Here is a 14,731-nt window from a genome sequence, read left to right as displayed (position 1 = left end):
AGTGGCTGGGATGGTAGGATTCGAACCTACGGTACACTGTACCAAAAACAGTTGCCTTACCACTTGGCTACATCCCAACGTGAGGCGTTAGATAGGGTGGCTTGCCGCAGGGTGCAAGCCTTTTTCCGCATGATATGGGGACAAATCCACTCTCATTCCTGCACGGCATTTTCGCGCAGCAGATCATCACGTTCTCCGGCGCGTTCGGTTTCGACGATGTTGGCCAGTTGCTGATCTTCGACGGCTTCAACGCCTTGCACGGGTGCGGGAGATTGCTCCGATTCCGCATGTGGTGTGGTGCTGTCGAGATTTTTTTCCGATGTTTCGGAAGGTGGCGTTTCCTGGAGGATCCGGTACGCGGGCGCTTGCGCACCGATGCCGTCCGCGTCGTAGGCCGCCTGCACAAGGCGGATCGCTTCCGAACGGGCCAGAACGATGCTCGTTGCGTTCTGGTCGATCCAGGCAGCCATGCCCATGGCGATGGAGCTGTCGCCGACCGATTCGATCCAGACCGATGCGGCGGGCGCTTCTAAGACGAAGGGCAGACCATTGATCACCTTCAGTGCCAAGGTCTGCGCCCGCGCGAGATCGGCTTCCGGCATCACGCCCAGTTCCCATGTGAATCGCCGCTCGGCGTTGCGGGTGAAGTTCACGATGCGGCTTTTGAAGACGGCAGCATTCGGGATTCGGATGTGGTTGCCATCAAAGCTGAGCAGGATGGTCGCCCGCGAGGTCAGGCGGATGACCTTGCCGGTGTCGCCGTTGATTTCGACGGTATCGTTCGGCCTGAACGGCTGCCGGATCGAAAGCATGATTGACGCGATGAAGTTCTCGACCGTGTCGCGCACGGCGAAGCCGATGGCCAGGCCGATAATCCCGGCGGCGCCCAGAATCCCCGAAAGCAGCGCGGTCGCGTTGACGATGTCGAGCGCAACGACAAGACCACCGATAACAAAGACAAGGCGCAGGATCTGACGGTAGATGTCCGCGATGAACGCATTCGGTGCGAGCCGGTCCCAGGGTTGCCTGCGCCGGGCAACGAAAAAGCCCAGCAGCACAATCAGCGCGAATACTGAAACGGCCACCAGCGCCAGCGGCAAAAACGCCAGCAGTTGGAAGCCCCGCTCCTTGAACCGCTCGACCGCCGGGTTGAGCCGGCGGACGACATCAGTTGTTCCGGCGACTTCATTTTCGATCGCGACGACCCCGTCGATGCGACCCACCAGTTCGTTCAGACGTGTCGCGGTGGCGGCGTCCAGCGTGCTGCCGCTCAGTGTCACGATACCGGACGTCACACTGACCCGCACATCTTCGTAACCTTCCAATTCGGCGAGAATGGCACGAATGCGCGTGGCGATGCCCGCATCCTGCTGCGTACTGTCGTCGAGCGTGATCGTGCCCGAAGGCTGTGTGCTGTCCTGTGCCTGCGCCGCTATCGGCAGCAGCAGGCACAAGACGAGAGCTAGGAGGCGCATGTGTGGTTACTTTCCAAGAGGTCGGGGGTGATCGACAGCCTATGCGCGGGTTTCTACCTTGGCAATTCCCCCGCGGCCGGTCAGTTGCAGTCGATCAGGATGGCACCGGTGCGCTCGCCGGTACGGACGGCTTCGTGGGCGTCGGCGCAGTCGGCCATCGCATAGACCTGCGCGCACGGGCACAGCAGCGCGCCTTCCTCCAGCGCGCGGTGCAACTGAACGATGCGCTTTTCGCGCGCGGGCAGCGGCAGCAGATAGATCAGTATGATGTCGATGGTCGCGGCCTTGAACAGCAAAGGCCCGAAGGGAAGTGTTGGGGTCATGTCTATTTGCGAACCGTAGGCCGCGATTGTGCCGCACGGCTTGATCACATCCGCGTTCATCTGCGCGTTGACGCCGAATTCGACCTCTATGATCCGGTCCACCGGGGCGCCATCATTCGCGGCAAGGATCTTCTGCGACAGATCGTCGGCCCGGTAGTCCAAGACTGCGTTTGCGCCCGCTGCCGTGACGCGCTCGGCGTCCTTGTCACTGCAGGTGGCAATCACCTTCGCACCGGCCCAAGCGGCAAGCTGGACCGCGAGATAGCCCACCGTGCCGCCGCCGCCCGAAACCAGGACAGTCTTGCCGGCGACATCGCCACCGCCGAACACGGCTTCGGATGCGGTCAGTCCCGGAATACCCAAAACCGCCCCGGTTTCGAAGCTGACCGCATCAGGCATCCGGACCGCTTGCACCTCGGGCAGGGTGATTTGGGTCGAGGCGGTGCCGAAGGCGCGTTGCCACTGGCCGTTCCAGATCCAGACACGTTCACCGATGCGCGCGGCGTTCACGCCTTCGCCGACCGCTTCGATGGTACCGGCCCCGTCGCTGTGGGGGATGATCCGATCGAACGCCGGTTTGGTGACGCCGGGGCGACCACCGGCGCGGGATTTGATGTCGGACGGGTTGACGCCCGAAAAAGCGAGCCGGACCGTGACTTCGCCGCGTGCGGGTGCGGGGGTGTCGATCTCTTGCAGCGACAGGACGTCAGCGGCTTTGCCGAAACGGGAGTATGTTATGCATTTCATCTTGCGCGGTCCTTGGCTCTTTGGGGGAAGATGGTGCCAGAATGCAGCAGCCGCGCGGCCTGTGCAATCAGTCGAACACTTCTTTCGCGCCCACGCCCCAAAGCCGTGCCTTGGGGGCCCATCCCTTGTAGCCGCCCGAGCGGAGATAGCACCATTCCAGCGTACATTCGCTGATGCGGGCCACCACGCCGCGCTCAAGCGCCGCCATGACCGGCGCCTTGGCGTCCGCGCGGACATGCAGCGTCAGCATGTCCTTTTCGACCAGCGCGGTGCGCGTGCCTGAAAGCAATGAATAGTGAACCCAGCCGCCCATGCCGTCCCGGTCCTCCACGCGCCGCCAGTGGCCGTGCTCTGCGGTGATCCGCAGCGGCATGTCGCGCCGTTTGAAGACCCAGTCGATTCGATGGGTAAGCGATGGCCCCCGTCGGACGTTGCCCTCGGAAGCCTTCATCGACACAAAGCGCGGGATGGGCCGGTTCGTGACCTTGCCCACTTCGGTTTCACCCGCCTGAACGGGCGAGGCAAAACTGGTGGCGAACACCACCGCCAGCGCCGCAAGGACGCCGATGCCGCATCGGCGCATCGTCATTGTGTTCATGGTGTGCTGCCTGCACTGACTTTTGTTTCTTGCTCGATATTTTGCGACGCGGGGTTCTTGTGCCTCGTCGTCGCATGCGCCACCATGCGGTAAATCAATGCTACAAGCCAAGCCCGGAGATTGAGATATGCCAAAACAACCCCTGAGTGTTGTAGTCACGCGACGGTTGCCGGACGTGGTCGAGGCACGTCTGGCAGAATTGTTCGACGTGACGCTGCGCGATACGGACGCGCCGATGAGCAGGGCGGAATTGCAGGACGCGGTGCAGAGCTGTGACGTACTGGTTCCCACCATCACCGACGATATTGACAATGCGCTGATCGCGCGGGCCGGCGAGCGGCTGAAGCTGATCGCGAACTATGGCGCGGGGGTGGATCATATCGACGTTGCCACGGCGCGGCAGAAAGGCATCCTCGTGTCCAACACGCCCGGCGTGCTGACCGACGACACCGCCGACATGACGATGGCACTGATCCTCGCGGTCACACGCCGTATGCCCGAAGGCATGGCGACCATGCAGAAGGGAACGTGGGAAGGCTGGGCGCCTACGTCGCTTCTGGGCGGGCGCATTTCGGGGCGGCGTCTGGGAATCCTTGGCATGGGACGTATTGGACAGGCGGTTGCCCGCAGGGCGGCGGCCTTCGGGATGCAAGTGCATTATCACAACCGCCGCCGTCTTCATGTGGAAACCGAAAAGACACTTGGCGCGACCTATTGGGAAAGCCTTGATCAGATGGTCGCGCGGATGGATGTCATGTCGATCAACTGCCCGCATACGCCGTCGACGTTCCACTTGATGAACGCGCGGCGTCTGAAGCTGATGAAGCCCGAAGCGGTCATCGTGAACACCTCGCGCGGCGAGGTGATCGACGAAAACGCATTGGCGCGGATGTTGCAGGCGGGAGAGATAAAGGGCGCGGGTCTTGATGTCTACGAACATGGCACGAACGTGAATCCGCAGTTGCGCGATCTCGACAACGTCGTTTTGCTGCCGCACATGGGCTCCGCCACCATCGAGGGGCGGGTCGAGATGGGCGAGAAGGTTCTCATCAACATCAAGACATTCGACGACGGGCACCGCCCGCCGGATCAGGTCGTGCCGGCAATGCTCTGAACGGAGCGGCGTCGGGGCTGGCAGGCGGGATCGGATCGAAGATCAGGTATGGGTTTGCGAAAGGAACGACGATGCGGAAATTTCTGATGTATGCGCTGTTCGCGGTATCGGGCAGCGTGTCTGCGCAGCAGGCGGCGGACACAGTCGCACCCGAAGCGGCTGGCACCGGCACCTTCCTCAGCCTGAGCCCCGAGATAGACGCAGCACTGGCCGCGAAGGCCGCAGGCAGACCCGTCGAGGCGCAGAACTGGATGGTCGCGGCGGCTAATCCGCTGGCGGTACAGGCCGGAGCGGATGTGCTGGCCGCAGGCGGTACGGCGGCGGATGCGCTTGTGGCTGTTCAGGTCATGCTGGGGCTGGTGGAGCCGCAAAGTTCGGGGCTGGGCGGCGGTGCGTTTCTGGTGTGGTACGATGCGGTCACCGGTGCATTGACCACCATCGACGGTCGCGAGACAACCCCCCTGGCCGCAACGCCGACATTGTTTCAGGACGCCGACGGAGAACCGTTGAAGTTCTACGATGCGGTTGTCGGCGGGCGTTCCGTCGGTACTCCCGGTACGCCTGCATTGCTGGCCGAGGTGCATAAAAGGTGGGGACGTGCGGACTGGGCGGATCTTCTCGCGCCGGCCATCGACCTTGCGCAGTCGGGCTTTGCCGTCAGCCCGCGCCTTGCAGGTCTCGTGTCCTCGGATGCCGAACGTTTGGCGCGGTCGCAGATCACCGCCGACTATTTCCTGCCCGGCGGCACACCGGTCCGTGCGGGTGACACGCTGGTCAACCGACCCTATGCCGACACCCTCAAGACGCTCGCGTCGGACGGGGTCGGAGCATTCTACGCCGGAGAGCTGGCGAAAACTATGGTCGCGACGGTCACGGGTGCAAAGGGCAATCCCGGTGTCCTGTCCGAAGTCGATCTGGCCATCTACCGGGTGAAGGAACGCCCGGTGATCTGCGTACCCTACCGCGCGCACGATGTCTGTGGCATGGGCCCGCCGTCGTCCGGAGCCTTGGCCGTGGGGCAGATCCTCGGTATGCTCGAAGGGTATGACCTGAGCGCGGGACCGAACGACGTCGACGTCCGGCGCTTGATCGGCGACGCGTCGCGTCTCGCCTTTGCGGATCGCGGTCTCTATGTTGCGGACACCGACTACGTACCCGTCCCGGTCGCGGGAATGATCGATCCTGCCTATCTCGCTGAACGGGCAAAGCTGCTGTCGGGCGACGATGCCCTTCCCGAAGTCAGTGCCGGCACGCCTGCGTTCGATCACGCGCTGCTGTGGGCCGATGGGGACGCGATCGAATGGCCGTCCACCTCGCATATTTCCATCGTGGATGCCGCAGGCAACGTGGCGTCGATGACGACCACCATTGAAAACGCATTCGGCAGTCGCCTGATGGTTGGCGGTTTCATGCTGAACAACCAGATCACCGATTTTTCGTTCCGAAGCCACCGCGACGGTGTGCCGATCACCAACCGGGTGGAGCCGGGTAAACGGCCTCGCTCATCGATGTCGCCGACCATTGTGCTGAAGGATGGCAAGCCGGTGCTGGCGGTGGGATCGCCCGGCGGCAGCCGCATCATCGGATACACGACGCAGGCGATCATCGCGGTGCTTGACTGGAACATGGATGTACAACAGGCCGCCGCCGTGCCGCACGCCGTGAACCGGTTCGGCACCTATGATCTGGAGAAGGGCACCGAGGCGGCGGCGCTTGCCGAAGGTCTCGCAAATATCGGTTTCGAGACGGACGTGCGGGCGCTGACGTCCGGGCTGCACCTGATCGCCATCGGCGACACGTTGCAGGGCGGGGCGGATCCGCGCCGCGAAGGCATAGCTTTGGGAGAGTGAACAATGGGGCAGGCGACAGCGATGACGCGCAACGAGGACGGTATCGGCGCAGTTCTTGGTGTTCTCAAGCAACAATTCGCGGACCGCTTGCAGACCGGCGACGCAATCCGCGAACAGCACGGGCATACGACGACATGGTTGACGAACCAGCCTCCCGACGGCGTCGTTTTTGCGCAATCCACCGCAGAAGTGGCCGAAGTGATCAAGACCTGCGCAGCCTACAAGGTGCCGGTGATTCCGTTTGGTACAGGAACATCGCTGGAAGGACATGTGAACGCACCGGCGGGAGGGATCAGCATTGACGTGAGCCAGATGAACAAGGTCATCGCAGTGAATGCCGCCGATCTTGATTGCCGGGTTCAGCCGGGCGTTACGCGCATGGCGCTCAATACCCATCTGCGCGATCAGGGGCTGTTCTTTCCAATTGATCCGGGCGCGGATGCCAGCATTGGCGGCATGGCGGCCACGCGGGCTTCGGGCACCAACGCCGTGCGCTACGGCACGATGAAGGACAATGTGATCAGTGTCGAGGCAGTGATGCCGGACGGCAGGATCATCCGCACCGCAAGCCGGGCGCGCAAATCCTCTGCCGGGTACGATCTGACCCGTCTCATGGTCGGCTCCGAAGGGACGCTCGGCGTCATCACTGAAGTGACGCTCAGACTTCAGGGCATTCCCGAAGCGATTTCTGCGGCCAGTTGCTCGTTTCCATCGGTCAAAGCGGCGTGCGAAACGGTGATGGCTGTGATCCAGTATGGGTTGCCGGTGGCGCGGATCGAACTGCTGGACGCGATGGTGGTCCGTGCGGTCAACGCATATTCCAAGCTGTCGCTGCCGGAGACGCCTTTGTTGTTGTTGGAATTCCACGGCTCTGAGGCGGGGGTGTCCGAACAGGCGCAGACCTTTGGCACGTTGGCCGACGACTTCGGCGGCACCGGGTACGCGGCGACCCAGACGCTCGAAGAGCGCAACCGCCTCTGGCAAGCACGCCACGACGCCTATTGGGCGATGCTGGCGCTCAGACCGGGGTGCAAAGCGGTGGCAACTGACGTGGGCGTGCCGATCTCGCGGCTTGCGGAAGCAGTCGTGAAAACCAACGAAAAATCAGCCGAACTGGGCCTGATTGCGCCGATCGTCGGTCATGCGGGCGACGGCAACTTCCACGCTTCCGTTCTGGTCGATCCGCAGGACGCCGACGAAATCGCGCGCACCGAGAGCTTTATCAGCTGGCTCAACGATCTGGCGATCTCGCTGGACGGGACATGCACCGGCGAGCATGGCATCGGCCAGGGCAAGCGGCCCTATCTGGTGAAGGAGCTGGGCGCGGCCGTCGATGTAATGGGCCAGCTCAAACGTGCCATTGATCCGAACAACATCATGAACCCGGGCAAGATCCTTCCGGCCTGACGCCGCGCGTGCGGTGATTTCGGCCAAGGTCGGTTTTCTGCGCTGTCCTGTCGCGGTTTGCCGTCGAAAAACCGGGGCTATGGCTAAAACGAAGCCAGATCAGTCCCGAAGGGAATCGGAATATGAAAACCAACGTCAAAGCACTCGTCGTCGGCGGCGGTGCCGTGGGAACGTCCATCGCCTACCATCTGGCGGGCGCAGGCTGGGACGATGTGATGCTTCTGGAACGTGACGAGCTGACCTCCGGCTCCACCTGGCATGCGGCGGGGCTTTTGCCGTATTTCAACATGTCTTTCGCGACGACCCATATTCACGACTATTCGATCCGGTTCTACAAGAGACTGGAAGAGGAAACAGGCCTGAACGCGGGCTTTGCCGTGGTCGGCAACCTGCGCATGGCGCAGACGGACGAGCGCATGGACGAATACATGCTCTACGCCTCCACTGCCGAAACATGCGGGGTGCCGTACCAGTGGATGACGCCCGAAGAGATCAAGGCGAAATGGCCGCTGATCCGCACTGATGATCTGAAAGGTGCGCTGTATCACCACACGGACGGCTATATCAATCCAGCGGACGTGACGATGGCGATGGCAAAGGGTGCGCGCCAGCGGGGCGTGATGATCGAACGCAAATGGCAGGCGGATGCCTTCCACTGGAACGGCGAAGCGTGGGAGGTCACGGCGACCAAAATGGTCGAACGCGGGGGCAATCTGGTGCCGTCGGACGAGCAGATCGTGATCACTGCAGAACACGTCGTAACCGCGTCAGGCAATCATGCGCAGCGCACCGCGAAGATGCTGGGCATCAAGATGCCGGCGATCCCCGTCGAGCATCAGTTCATAGTCATGGATGCCGATCCCGAACTGGTGAAGTTCCGCAAGGATGGAAATATCGAGCACCCGGTGATCCGTGACGCCGATGCGCAGTCTTACGTCCGTGAAGAGCGCGGCGGCTGGATCCTCGGGGTCTACGAGGCCAACGCGCCCGCGCGTTTCGAATATGGCGTACCCGACAGCTTTCGCGCCGATCTGTTCCAGCTCGACCTGGACCGGATCGAGGATCAGTACATGGCGATGAACCACCGTATCCCCTCCGCCGAAGCCTGCGGCCTGAAAGACGACTTCAACGGGCCGATCTGCTATACTCCCGATGGCAATCCTTTGGTCGGTCCGGCGCCGGGTCTGCGCAACATGTGGCTGGCCGAAGGGTTTTCGTTCGGCATCACGGCGGCGGGTGGCACCGGCTACTATCTCGCGCAGATGATGGTCGATGGCGAGGCAGAGATCGACATGGCGTCGCTCGATCCCAAACGCTACGGCGACTGGATGACGACCGAATTCGCCGCGCGCAAGAACGAGGAAGCCTATGAGCACGTCTACATCTTGCACCACCCGGATGAGGAACGCCCCGCCTGCCGGCCCCTGCGCACTTCGCCCGCCTATGATCGCCAGGCCGCGCGCGGCGCGCAATTCGGCTGGGTCAACGGCTGGGAGCGGCCCAATTATTACGCGCCCGAAGGTTTTGACGATCACGACGCACGGTCTTTCCGGCGCGGGGGCTGGTGGCAATATGCGGTCGAAGAAGCAAAGGCAATCCGCGAAGGCGTCGGCCTGATCGACGCGACCGCATTCACCAAGCACCTCGTCAAAGGACCGGGCGCGACCGCCTTCCTTGATTGGTTCACCTGCAACAAGCTGCCCTCCGTGGGGCGGATCAACCTGACCTATGCGCTCACGGCCAACGGCACGACCCGCACGGAATATACCATCGTGCGTCTCGCGCAGGACGAATACTATCTCGTGAGTGCCGGTGGCTGGACCGCCTACGACAGCGACTACCTGCGCAAGGCGATCCAAGACAAGATGCCGGAACTTGGCTATATCGAGTGCCACGATGTCACGACGCAGTGGGGTGTGTTCGCCATCGCGGGCCCCAAATCGCGCGATGTCCTGAATGAGATCGTGAAAGACGCCGATCCGTCGACGGTTTTGTCGAACAAGCGTTTCCCTTGGCTGACCATGCGCAACATCGAGCTTGGCATGGTGCCGGTGCGTGCCATCCGCGTGGCCTATACCGGAGAGCTGGGGTGGGAGTTGCATCATCCGATCGAAATGCAGAACCACCTGTTCGACCTGTTGGAGAAAGCAGGCGAAAAGTACGGCATGAAGCTGGTCGGCGCGCGTGCGCAAAACTGGCTGCGGCAGGAGAAATCCTATCGCGCCTTCGGTACAGAACTGGGGCGCGACGCGACCCCGCTGGAAGCCGATCTGCCGCGCTTTGTCGATCTCAACAAGGAGTTTCACGGCAAGCAGGGGATGGCCGATCACGGAATCCGCGCGAAATGCGTCACGCTTCTGATTGACGGGCCGGACGATGCGGATCCGTGGGGCCGCGAAGTCTTGTATCACGCGGACGGGCGGACGGGGCGGCTGACATCTGGGGGCTATTCTGTCGCATTCGGCAAAAGCATCGGCATGGGCTATGTAAAGCCCGAGCATGCCGAGGTTGGAACGAAGCTGCAGGTCAAGATGTTCGACCGGCTTTGGGAGGCCGAGATCGTCGAGGACAGCCCCTATGATCCGAAAAACACAGCCATCCGCATGGACGGCTAGCCGTCTCACGGCGATCGCGGCCCTGTCTGTCGCGGTGGTATTCGCCGTCGGTGTCGCTCTGTCGCCGCAGCGTCCGGCGGCGATTGCGGTGATCGGGGATCGCGCCGACGAAGTGCGCGCGGCGCTGGGCGCTCAACAGGCGGCGGACCCGACCGTGACCGTCGTTCTGCTGGATCGCTGGGAAAGCCTGCGGCATTTGCCCGACATCGCCGAATTGTGCTGGGCCGCCTGCCATGATCGCGTCTCAGGTCATATCACGCTCACGCGGATGCGGTTTGGCCGGACCCGCAAGATCGTGGTGTTCCATTTGCCCAGCTTCGACAACGATCTCGGCTGTGTTGCAGCGCGCGCGTCGCAGGAGGTGATCGCGCTGCGCGCCGACGCGCCGTCCTGCGGCACCGGTGTCAGTCGCGTGCCTGTGTGGATCCTGCCTATGGGATTGGGCCGCCTTTCGTGATCACGGTGCTGCGCGCAGCTTCAGCCAACGTTCCCAATCGGGCGGTGTACCGGAAAATACGTTCAGATCGACTTTGCCGTCGATGCCATTGATCAACCCCGTTGCGGAATACTGCCAGAAGCGCCAGCTTTGGCCCGGAAACGTTTCGCGCGGAGTCTTGGCTGTGGTGCGCAGCCAGAACTCGTGACCTGTGAACTGCGACAGGTTGTTTTCGGCGTAAAAGCGCGGCGTGGTATAAATGATCGGCTCCTGCCCGTAATGCCGCCGGATGATTTTCAAAAAGCGGCCCATTTCATCCTGAACCACGGCGGCGGACGGTCGCCGGTGGGCGCAGGTTGGCGAAAAAGGGTTCCATTCCATATCCAGAACCGGCGGCAGCGCACCCGGTGTGCGCGGAACATTGCGGATGAACCATCGCGCCTGGTCCTCTGGCCGCGTACAGAAGTAATAGAAATGATATGCCCCCCGCGCCACGCCCGCTTCGCCGGCTCCCTGCCAGTGCTGCGCGAACATCGGATCAAGCAGATCACCGCCTTCTGTCGCCTTGATGAAGGCAAAGTTCACCCCGTTCGCGCGGGCCTGACGCCAGTTCAAACGCTGTTGAAACCGCGCAACGTCGATCCCGTGCACGGCAAACCTGTCCGGCCGCTGACCTTGGAACGCGACCGGATCGGCATCGTCGAAGTTCGCCGGCACGATGTCGCCCACCGGTGTGGCGGCGGGCCTGCTACAACCGACAAGAATGCCGAAAACGAGAATGGCGAAGGCGGCGCGAAATGTCATGGTTTTCCCTTTTCGGCAATAAAGGCGAGGTTGTTCGATGGCATGTCGCGGACGTCTTTGACCGTCAGGCCCGCATCGGTCAACGTGTGCCGCATCCATTGATCGTCCTTGTACCCGATCTGCGGATCCGCCGCACGCAGATCGGCGTCGAACTGCATGTCGCCTTCCGACGAAAGCTTGCCAGAGCGCCGGAACGGTCCGTAAATTACGAAGACGCCATCGCTTGCGAGGGCGCGTGCCGCTTCCGTGAGTACCGTGCGCGCGGCATTCTCCGAGACCAGATGCAACAGGTTCACAAGCAATATCAAGTCGCTGGGCGGCTCATCCCTTGACCAGCCCGGTGCGCAGGCATCAAGGCGGCGGGTGGGCCGGAGATTAGGCAACGCCGCTTCGCTGCGATATGCGTCGATGCTTGCCAAGCGCGTGCGGTCTATCTCTGTGGGGTGCCAATCGAGCAAAGGTAAAATGTTAGCGAAGCGCGTGATCTGTTCGCCTGTGCCCGATGCGATCTCCAACGCGCGACCACTTGGCGGTGCAACCTCTCGCAGCAGGTTCGAAAGCACCGGCGCGTTTCTGAGCGCGGATGGCGCACTGAGCCGGGCGCCCTGACCCGCGTGGGCGACGCTGGCGTTGACGGGCAGGGCGCTCATGCGCGCAACCGATCAGGCTTCAGGGCGGCGACCGACGTTTTGTCGAGTTCCGGCGCGCGACCGGCAACCAGATCGGCCAACAGCAGCGAAGCCGCCGCCGCCGTCTGGAACCCGTATCCGCCCTGTCCCGCGCACCAGACGAATTCGGGTACTTCGGGATCGCGGCCCAGCACGAGCGTTCTGTCGGGTGCAAAGCTGCGCAGACCGGCCCATGTCGCTAGTGGTTTTGTGACAGGTTCCGCGACAAACTGCTGGTAGCGGGCCAATCCTTCGGCAAGCGTCATGTCGTCGGCAAAGGCATCGTGCGGATGGGTCGCATCCTCGTCTGCCGGAGAGATGATCAGAGCGCCAGCATCCGGTTTTGCGTACCACGTCTCGCCGACACCAAAGAACATCGGCCACCCGCCGACATCATGTCCGCCCGGTGCCTTGATCCGGGCCATCGACCGGCGGTGCGGTACGATGCCCAGTGGCGTGACCCCCGCGATCCCCGCAATCAGATCGGCCCAAGCGCCGCCCGCATTGACGAGGGTAGGTGCGGTGTACTCGGCACCGGCGGTCACGGACCACCCGCCCGCCTCCTGGCGGATGGCGGTGACGGTCCTGTCGGTCAGGACTTGTCCGCCATTCCGCTTGAGGATGCGGATGAAATCCTGCATCAGCCGGTCCGTGTCGATATCGAAAGCATCGGCGTGATAGCCCGCGAACGCGAGGGTTTCACGCTCGAGCACAGGCACCATATCCCGCGCCTCTTGGACAGAAATTTCGTCGACGCCCATTTTTCCGAGATCGATTTGGAACGCTTCGCGTTCGTCCGCGCTTGCCACGATCATCAGCCCGCGTGGGGTGAGATAGCCGCCATTCGCGTCGCGCAGGTATCCCACGCTTGCGCGGTTCAGTGCCTGGACCGACGGCGCGCCGTAATTCTGCTCGATCAACGCGGCGGACCGGCCGGAGGCGTGATATCCTGTGGCGCTCTCCATTTCGAGCAGGATCACTTTGGCATCTGCTGACAGACGCGCGGCAGCGGACAGGCCCGCGATACCTCCGCCGATGACGATGATATCGGCGTTCATGCTTCTTCCGCCCTGTCAGTGGCGGGGGGCGGTGCCGGAACGAGGGCCGCCAGTTGCGCGTAGACTGCGGGGGAGATTTCATACTCCATCGCCGCAAGCGACGGCGCCAGCTGTGCCGCGGAGCGTGCCGAGACGATCGGCGTAGGACCGGTCGGATGAGCCGCAGCCCAGGCAACGGCGAGCGTCGCAGGATGCGTGCCGAGGTCCGCCGCGATCTGCGGCAATTGAGCTGCCGCGGTGCGCATATGGTCGAAATTGTAGCGCGCGGCATAGCGGTCGTCTTCGGTCAGCCGTCCGCTGCTGCCTTCGGCATATTTACCCGTCAGCAGGCCGCCGCCCAGCGGAGAATAGGGTGCGCACAGCATGTCCATGTCCTGCGCCATCGGCAGGATCTCGACTTCGGCCTGCCGTTTCACCAGATTGTACATGGGCTGGATCAGCGAGATTTCCAGATCATAGGTCGCGGCGATGCAGACGGCCTTGACCGCCTGCCAGGCGGCGAAATTGGAAATGCCAACGTAGCGGATGATGCCCTGATCGCGCAGCTTCGCCAGTGTCTCGAAGCTTTCGTGCATATCCGTATCGGGATCGAAGCGGTGCAGGTACAGCGCATCGATTACGTCCAGATCCATGCGCTTGCGCGAAGTTTCCGCACTGTCGAGGATGTTGCGCGCCGAGGCACCGCCGCCATAGGACGCCTTTGTCGCGATAATGAGGCGCTCGCGGTGCGGCTTGATCATCTGACCCAGCAACGTTTCGGACGCACCGTCAGTATACACATGGGCCGTATCGAAATGCGTGATGCCCGCCGCCAGCGCCGCGTCAAACATGTCTTGCGAGGCAGCCGCATCCGCCCGCCCGCCGAATTGCATGGTGCCGAATGCGAGGCGGCTTGCCGGAGTGCCGTCGAGGCTGGTCAGGGTGTGTATCATATCCGAATTGGTGCCATCTGCATCGCGCATTAGCAATCGCAGATACGCGCAGCCTTGCAGATCTTCAGACTCCGCCAACCTCGACAGCGCGCTGGTAGGCCGGTCGCGCTTCCATGGCGTCGATAAACCGTTTGAGTTTGGGGAACTTTTCGCCCATGTCCAGCCGCAAGGCAATCTGTGCCGGAAAGCTCATCATGATGTCCGCAGCCGAGATTTCGTCGAGAACGAAGTGCCCTGACGTGCGCAGAATGCTTTCCATGTAAGCGAAGTGGTTTTCCAGCTCCGATTGGATGCGCGGATGAAGCGGCGCACCCGCGTCGCCGAGGCGGCCGACGTAGAGATTGAGCAAAACAGGTATCATCACCGATCCTTCGGCGAAATGCATGCATTCCAGATGGCGGTGGTGGTCCGGGGTTCCAACGGGCGGTATCATGTGCGGCGCATGTTTCATGCACAGGATTTCCGTGATCGCCCCGCTTTCGATGATCGTATCGCCGTCCATCTCAAGCACCGGGGATTTCCCAAGAGGATGCACGTCGAGCAGTGCGGGAGGCGCCAGATTGGTGTCGGGATCGCGCGTGTGCAGGACGATTTCGTAGGGCTCGCCGATTTCTTCGAGAAGCCACAGTATACGGAGAGAGCGGGACCTGTTGAGGTGATGCAGTTTCATCATCTTCCAAGCTTAGGCGGTTTATGCGCCGGCG

General features: G+C 62.4%; 13 protein-coding genes and 1 tRNA gene. 5 read left to right on the top strand and 9 right to left on the bottom strand.

Annotated elements, in window-relative coordinates:
- Positions 1 to 2: 2 nt before the first annotated feature.
- From Q1A06_RS09295 to Q1A06_RS09280, 4 genes are all read right to left on the bottom strand, one after another.
- Positions 3 to 77: transfer RNA gene (locus tag Q1A06_RS09295), tRNA-Gln, on the bottom strand.
- A 75-nt stretch (positions 78 to 152) separates the two neighbouring features.
- Positions 153 to 1,475, bottom strand: coding sequence for a mechanosensitive ion channel domain-containing protein (locus Q1A06_RS09290; protein WP_299561983.1), 1,323 nt, complete (start codon positions 1,473 to 1,475; stop codon positions 153 to 155).
- 80 nt (positions 1,476 to 1,555) lie between these two features.
- Complete coding sequence (locus Q1A06_RS09285) at positions 1,556 to 2,545, bottom strand: NADPH:quinone reductase (RefSeq protein WP_299561980.1); 990 nt, start codon at positions 2,543 to 2,545, stop codon at positions 1,556 to 1,558.
- Positions 2,546 to 2,612: 67 nt separating this feature from the next.
- A complete protein-coding gene (locus Q1A06_RS09280) occupies positions 2,613 to 3,143 on the bottom strand; it encodes an SH3 domain-containing protein (protein ID WP_299561977.1) in 531 nt (176 codons plus the stop codon).
- Positions 3,144 to 3,270: 127 nt separating this feature from the next.
- Here Q1A06_RS09280 and Q1A06_RS09275 point away from each other — a divergent pair, with 127 nt between their 5' ends.
- From Q1A06_RS09275 to Q1A06_RS09255, 5 genes are all read left to right on the top strand, one after another.
- Positions 3,271 to 4,257, top strand: coding sequence for a D-glycerate dehydrogenase (locus Q1A06_RS09275; RefSeq protein ID WP_299561974.1), 987 nt, complete (start codon positions 3,271 to 3,273; stop codon positions 4,255 to 4,257).
- Between the two features lie 71 nt (positions 4,258 to 4,328).
- Complete coding sequence (gene ggt, locus Q1A06_RS09270; RefSeq protein WP_299561971.1) at positions 4,329 to 6,107, top strand: gamma-glutamyltransferase; 1,779 nt, start codon at positions 4,329 to 4,331, stop codon at positions 6,105 to 6,107.
- A gap of 3 nt (positions 6,108 to 6,110) precedes the next feature.
- The gene (locus Q1A06_RS09265) at positions 6,111 to 7,514 is read left to right on the top strand and encodes an FAD-linked oxidase C-terminal domain-containing protein (RefSeq protein WP_299561968.1); all 1,404 of its coding nucleotides are present in this window, start codon (positions 6,111 to 6,113) and stop codon (positions 7,512 to 7,514) included.
- A gap of 122 nt (positions 7,515 to 7,636) precedes the next feature.
- Positions 7,637 to 10,129 carry an FAD-dependent oxidoreductase gene (locus Q1A06_RS09260; RefSeq protein ID WP_299561965.1) on the top strand — a complete coding sequence of 831 codons (2,493 nt, stop codon included), beginning with the start codon at positions 7,637 to 7,639 and terminating at the stop codon, positions 10,127 to 10,129.
- Entirely contained in the window at positions 10,092 to 10,586 is a 495-nt protein-coding gene (locus Q1A06_RS09255; protein WP_299561962.1) for a hypothetical protein, read from the top strand. The genes Q1A06_RS09260 and Q1A06_RS09255 overlap by 38 nt, the downstream gene beginning before the upstream one ends.
- Here Q1A06_RS09255 and Q1A06_RS09250 read toward each other — a convergent pair whose 3' ends face one another.
- The 5 genes from Q1A06_RS09250 to Q1A06_RS09230 form a co-directional block, all read right to left on the bottom strand.
- On the bottom strand, positions 10,587 to 11,369 hold the full coding sequence (locus tag Q1A06_RS09250; protein WP_299561959.1) for a GH25 family lysozyme: 783 nt from the start codon (positions 11,367 to 11,369) through the stop codon (positions 10,587 to 10,589).
- Positions 11,366 to 12,019: a DUF938 domain-containing protein gene (locus tag Q1A06_RS09245; protein WP_299561956.1), complete on the bottom strand. Its 654-nt coding sequence runs from the start codon at positions 12,017 to 12,019 to the stop codon at positions 11,366 to 11,368. Before Q1A06_RS09245 ends, Q1A06_RS09250 begins: the two co-directional genes overlap by 4 nt.
- Positions 12,016 to 13,095: an FAD-dependent oxidoreductase gene (locus Q1A06_RS09240; RefSeq protein WP_299561953.1), complete on the bottom strand. Its 1,080-nt coding sequence runs from the start codon at positions 13,093 to 13,095 to the stop codon at positions 12,016 to 12,018. The genes Q1A06_RS09245 and Q1A06_RS09240 overlap by 4 nt, the downstream gene beginning before the upstream one ends.
- Entirely contained in the window at positions 13,092 to 14,027 is a 936-nt protein-coding gene (locus Q1A06_RS09235) for an aldo/keto reductase (protein WP_299561950.1), read from the bottom strand. The genes Q1A06_RS09240 and Q1A06_RS09235 overlap by 4 nt, the downstream gene beginning before the upstream one ends.
- A 64-nt stretch (positions 14,028 to 14,091) precedes the next feature.
- Positions 14,092 to 14,700 carry a glutathione S-transferase gene (locus tag Q1A06_RS09230; protein ID WP_299561947.1) on the bottom strand — a complete coding sequence of 203 codons (609 nt, stop codon included), beginning with the start codon at positions 14,698 to 14,700 and terminating at the stop codon, positions 14,092 to 14,094.
- Positions 14,701 to 14,731: the final 31 nt, after the last annotated feature.

The sequence above is a fragment of the uncultured Sulfitobacter sp. genome (assembly GCF_947497275.1).
Taxonomy (GTDB): domain Bacteria; phylum Pseudomonadota; class Alphaproteobacteria; order Rhodobacterales; family Rhodobacteraceae; genus Sulfitobacter.
Note: the sequence above shows the minus strand (reverse complement) of the source record. Positions and strands in the feature narration are given on the sequence as shown.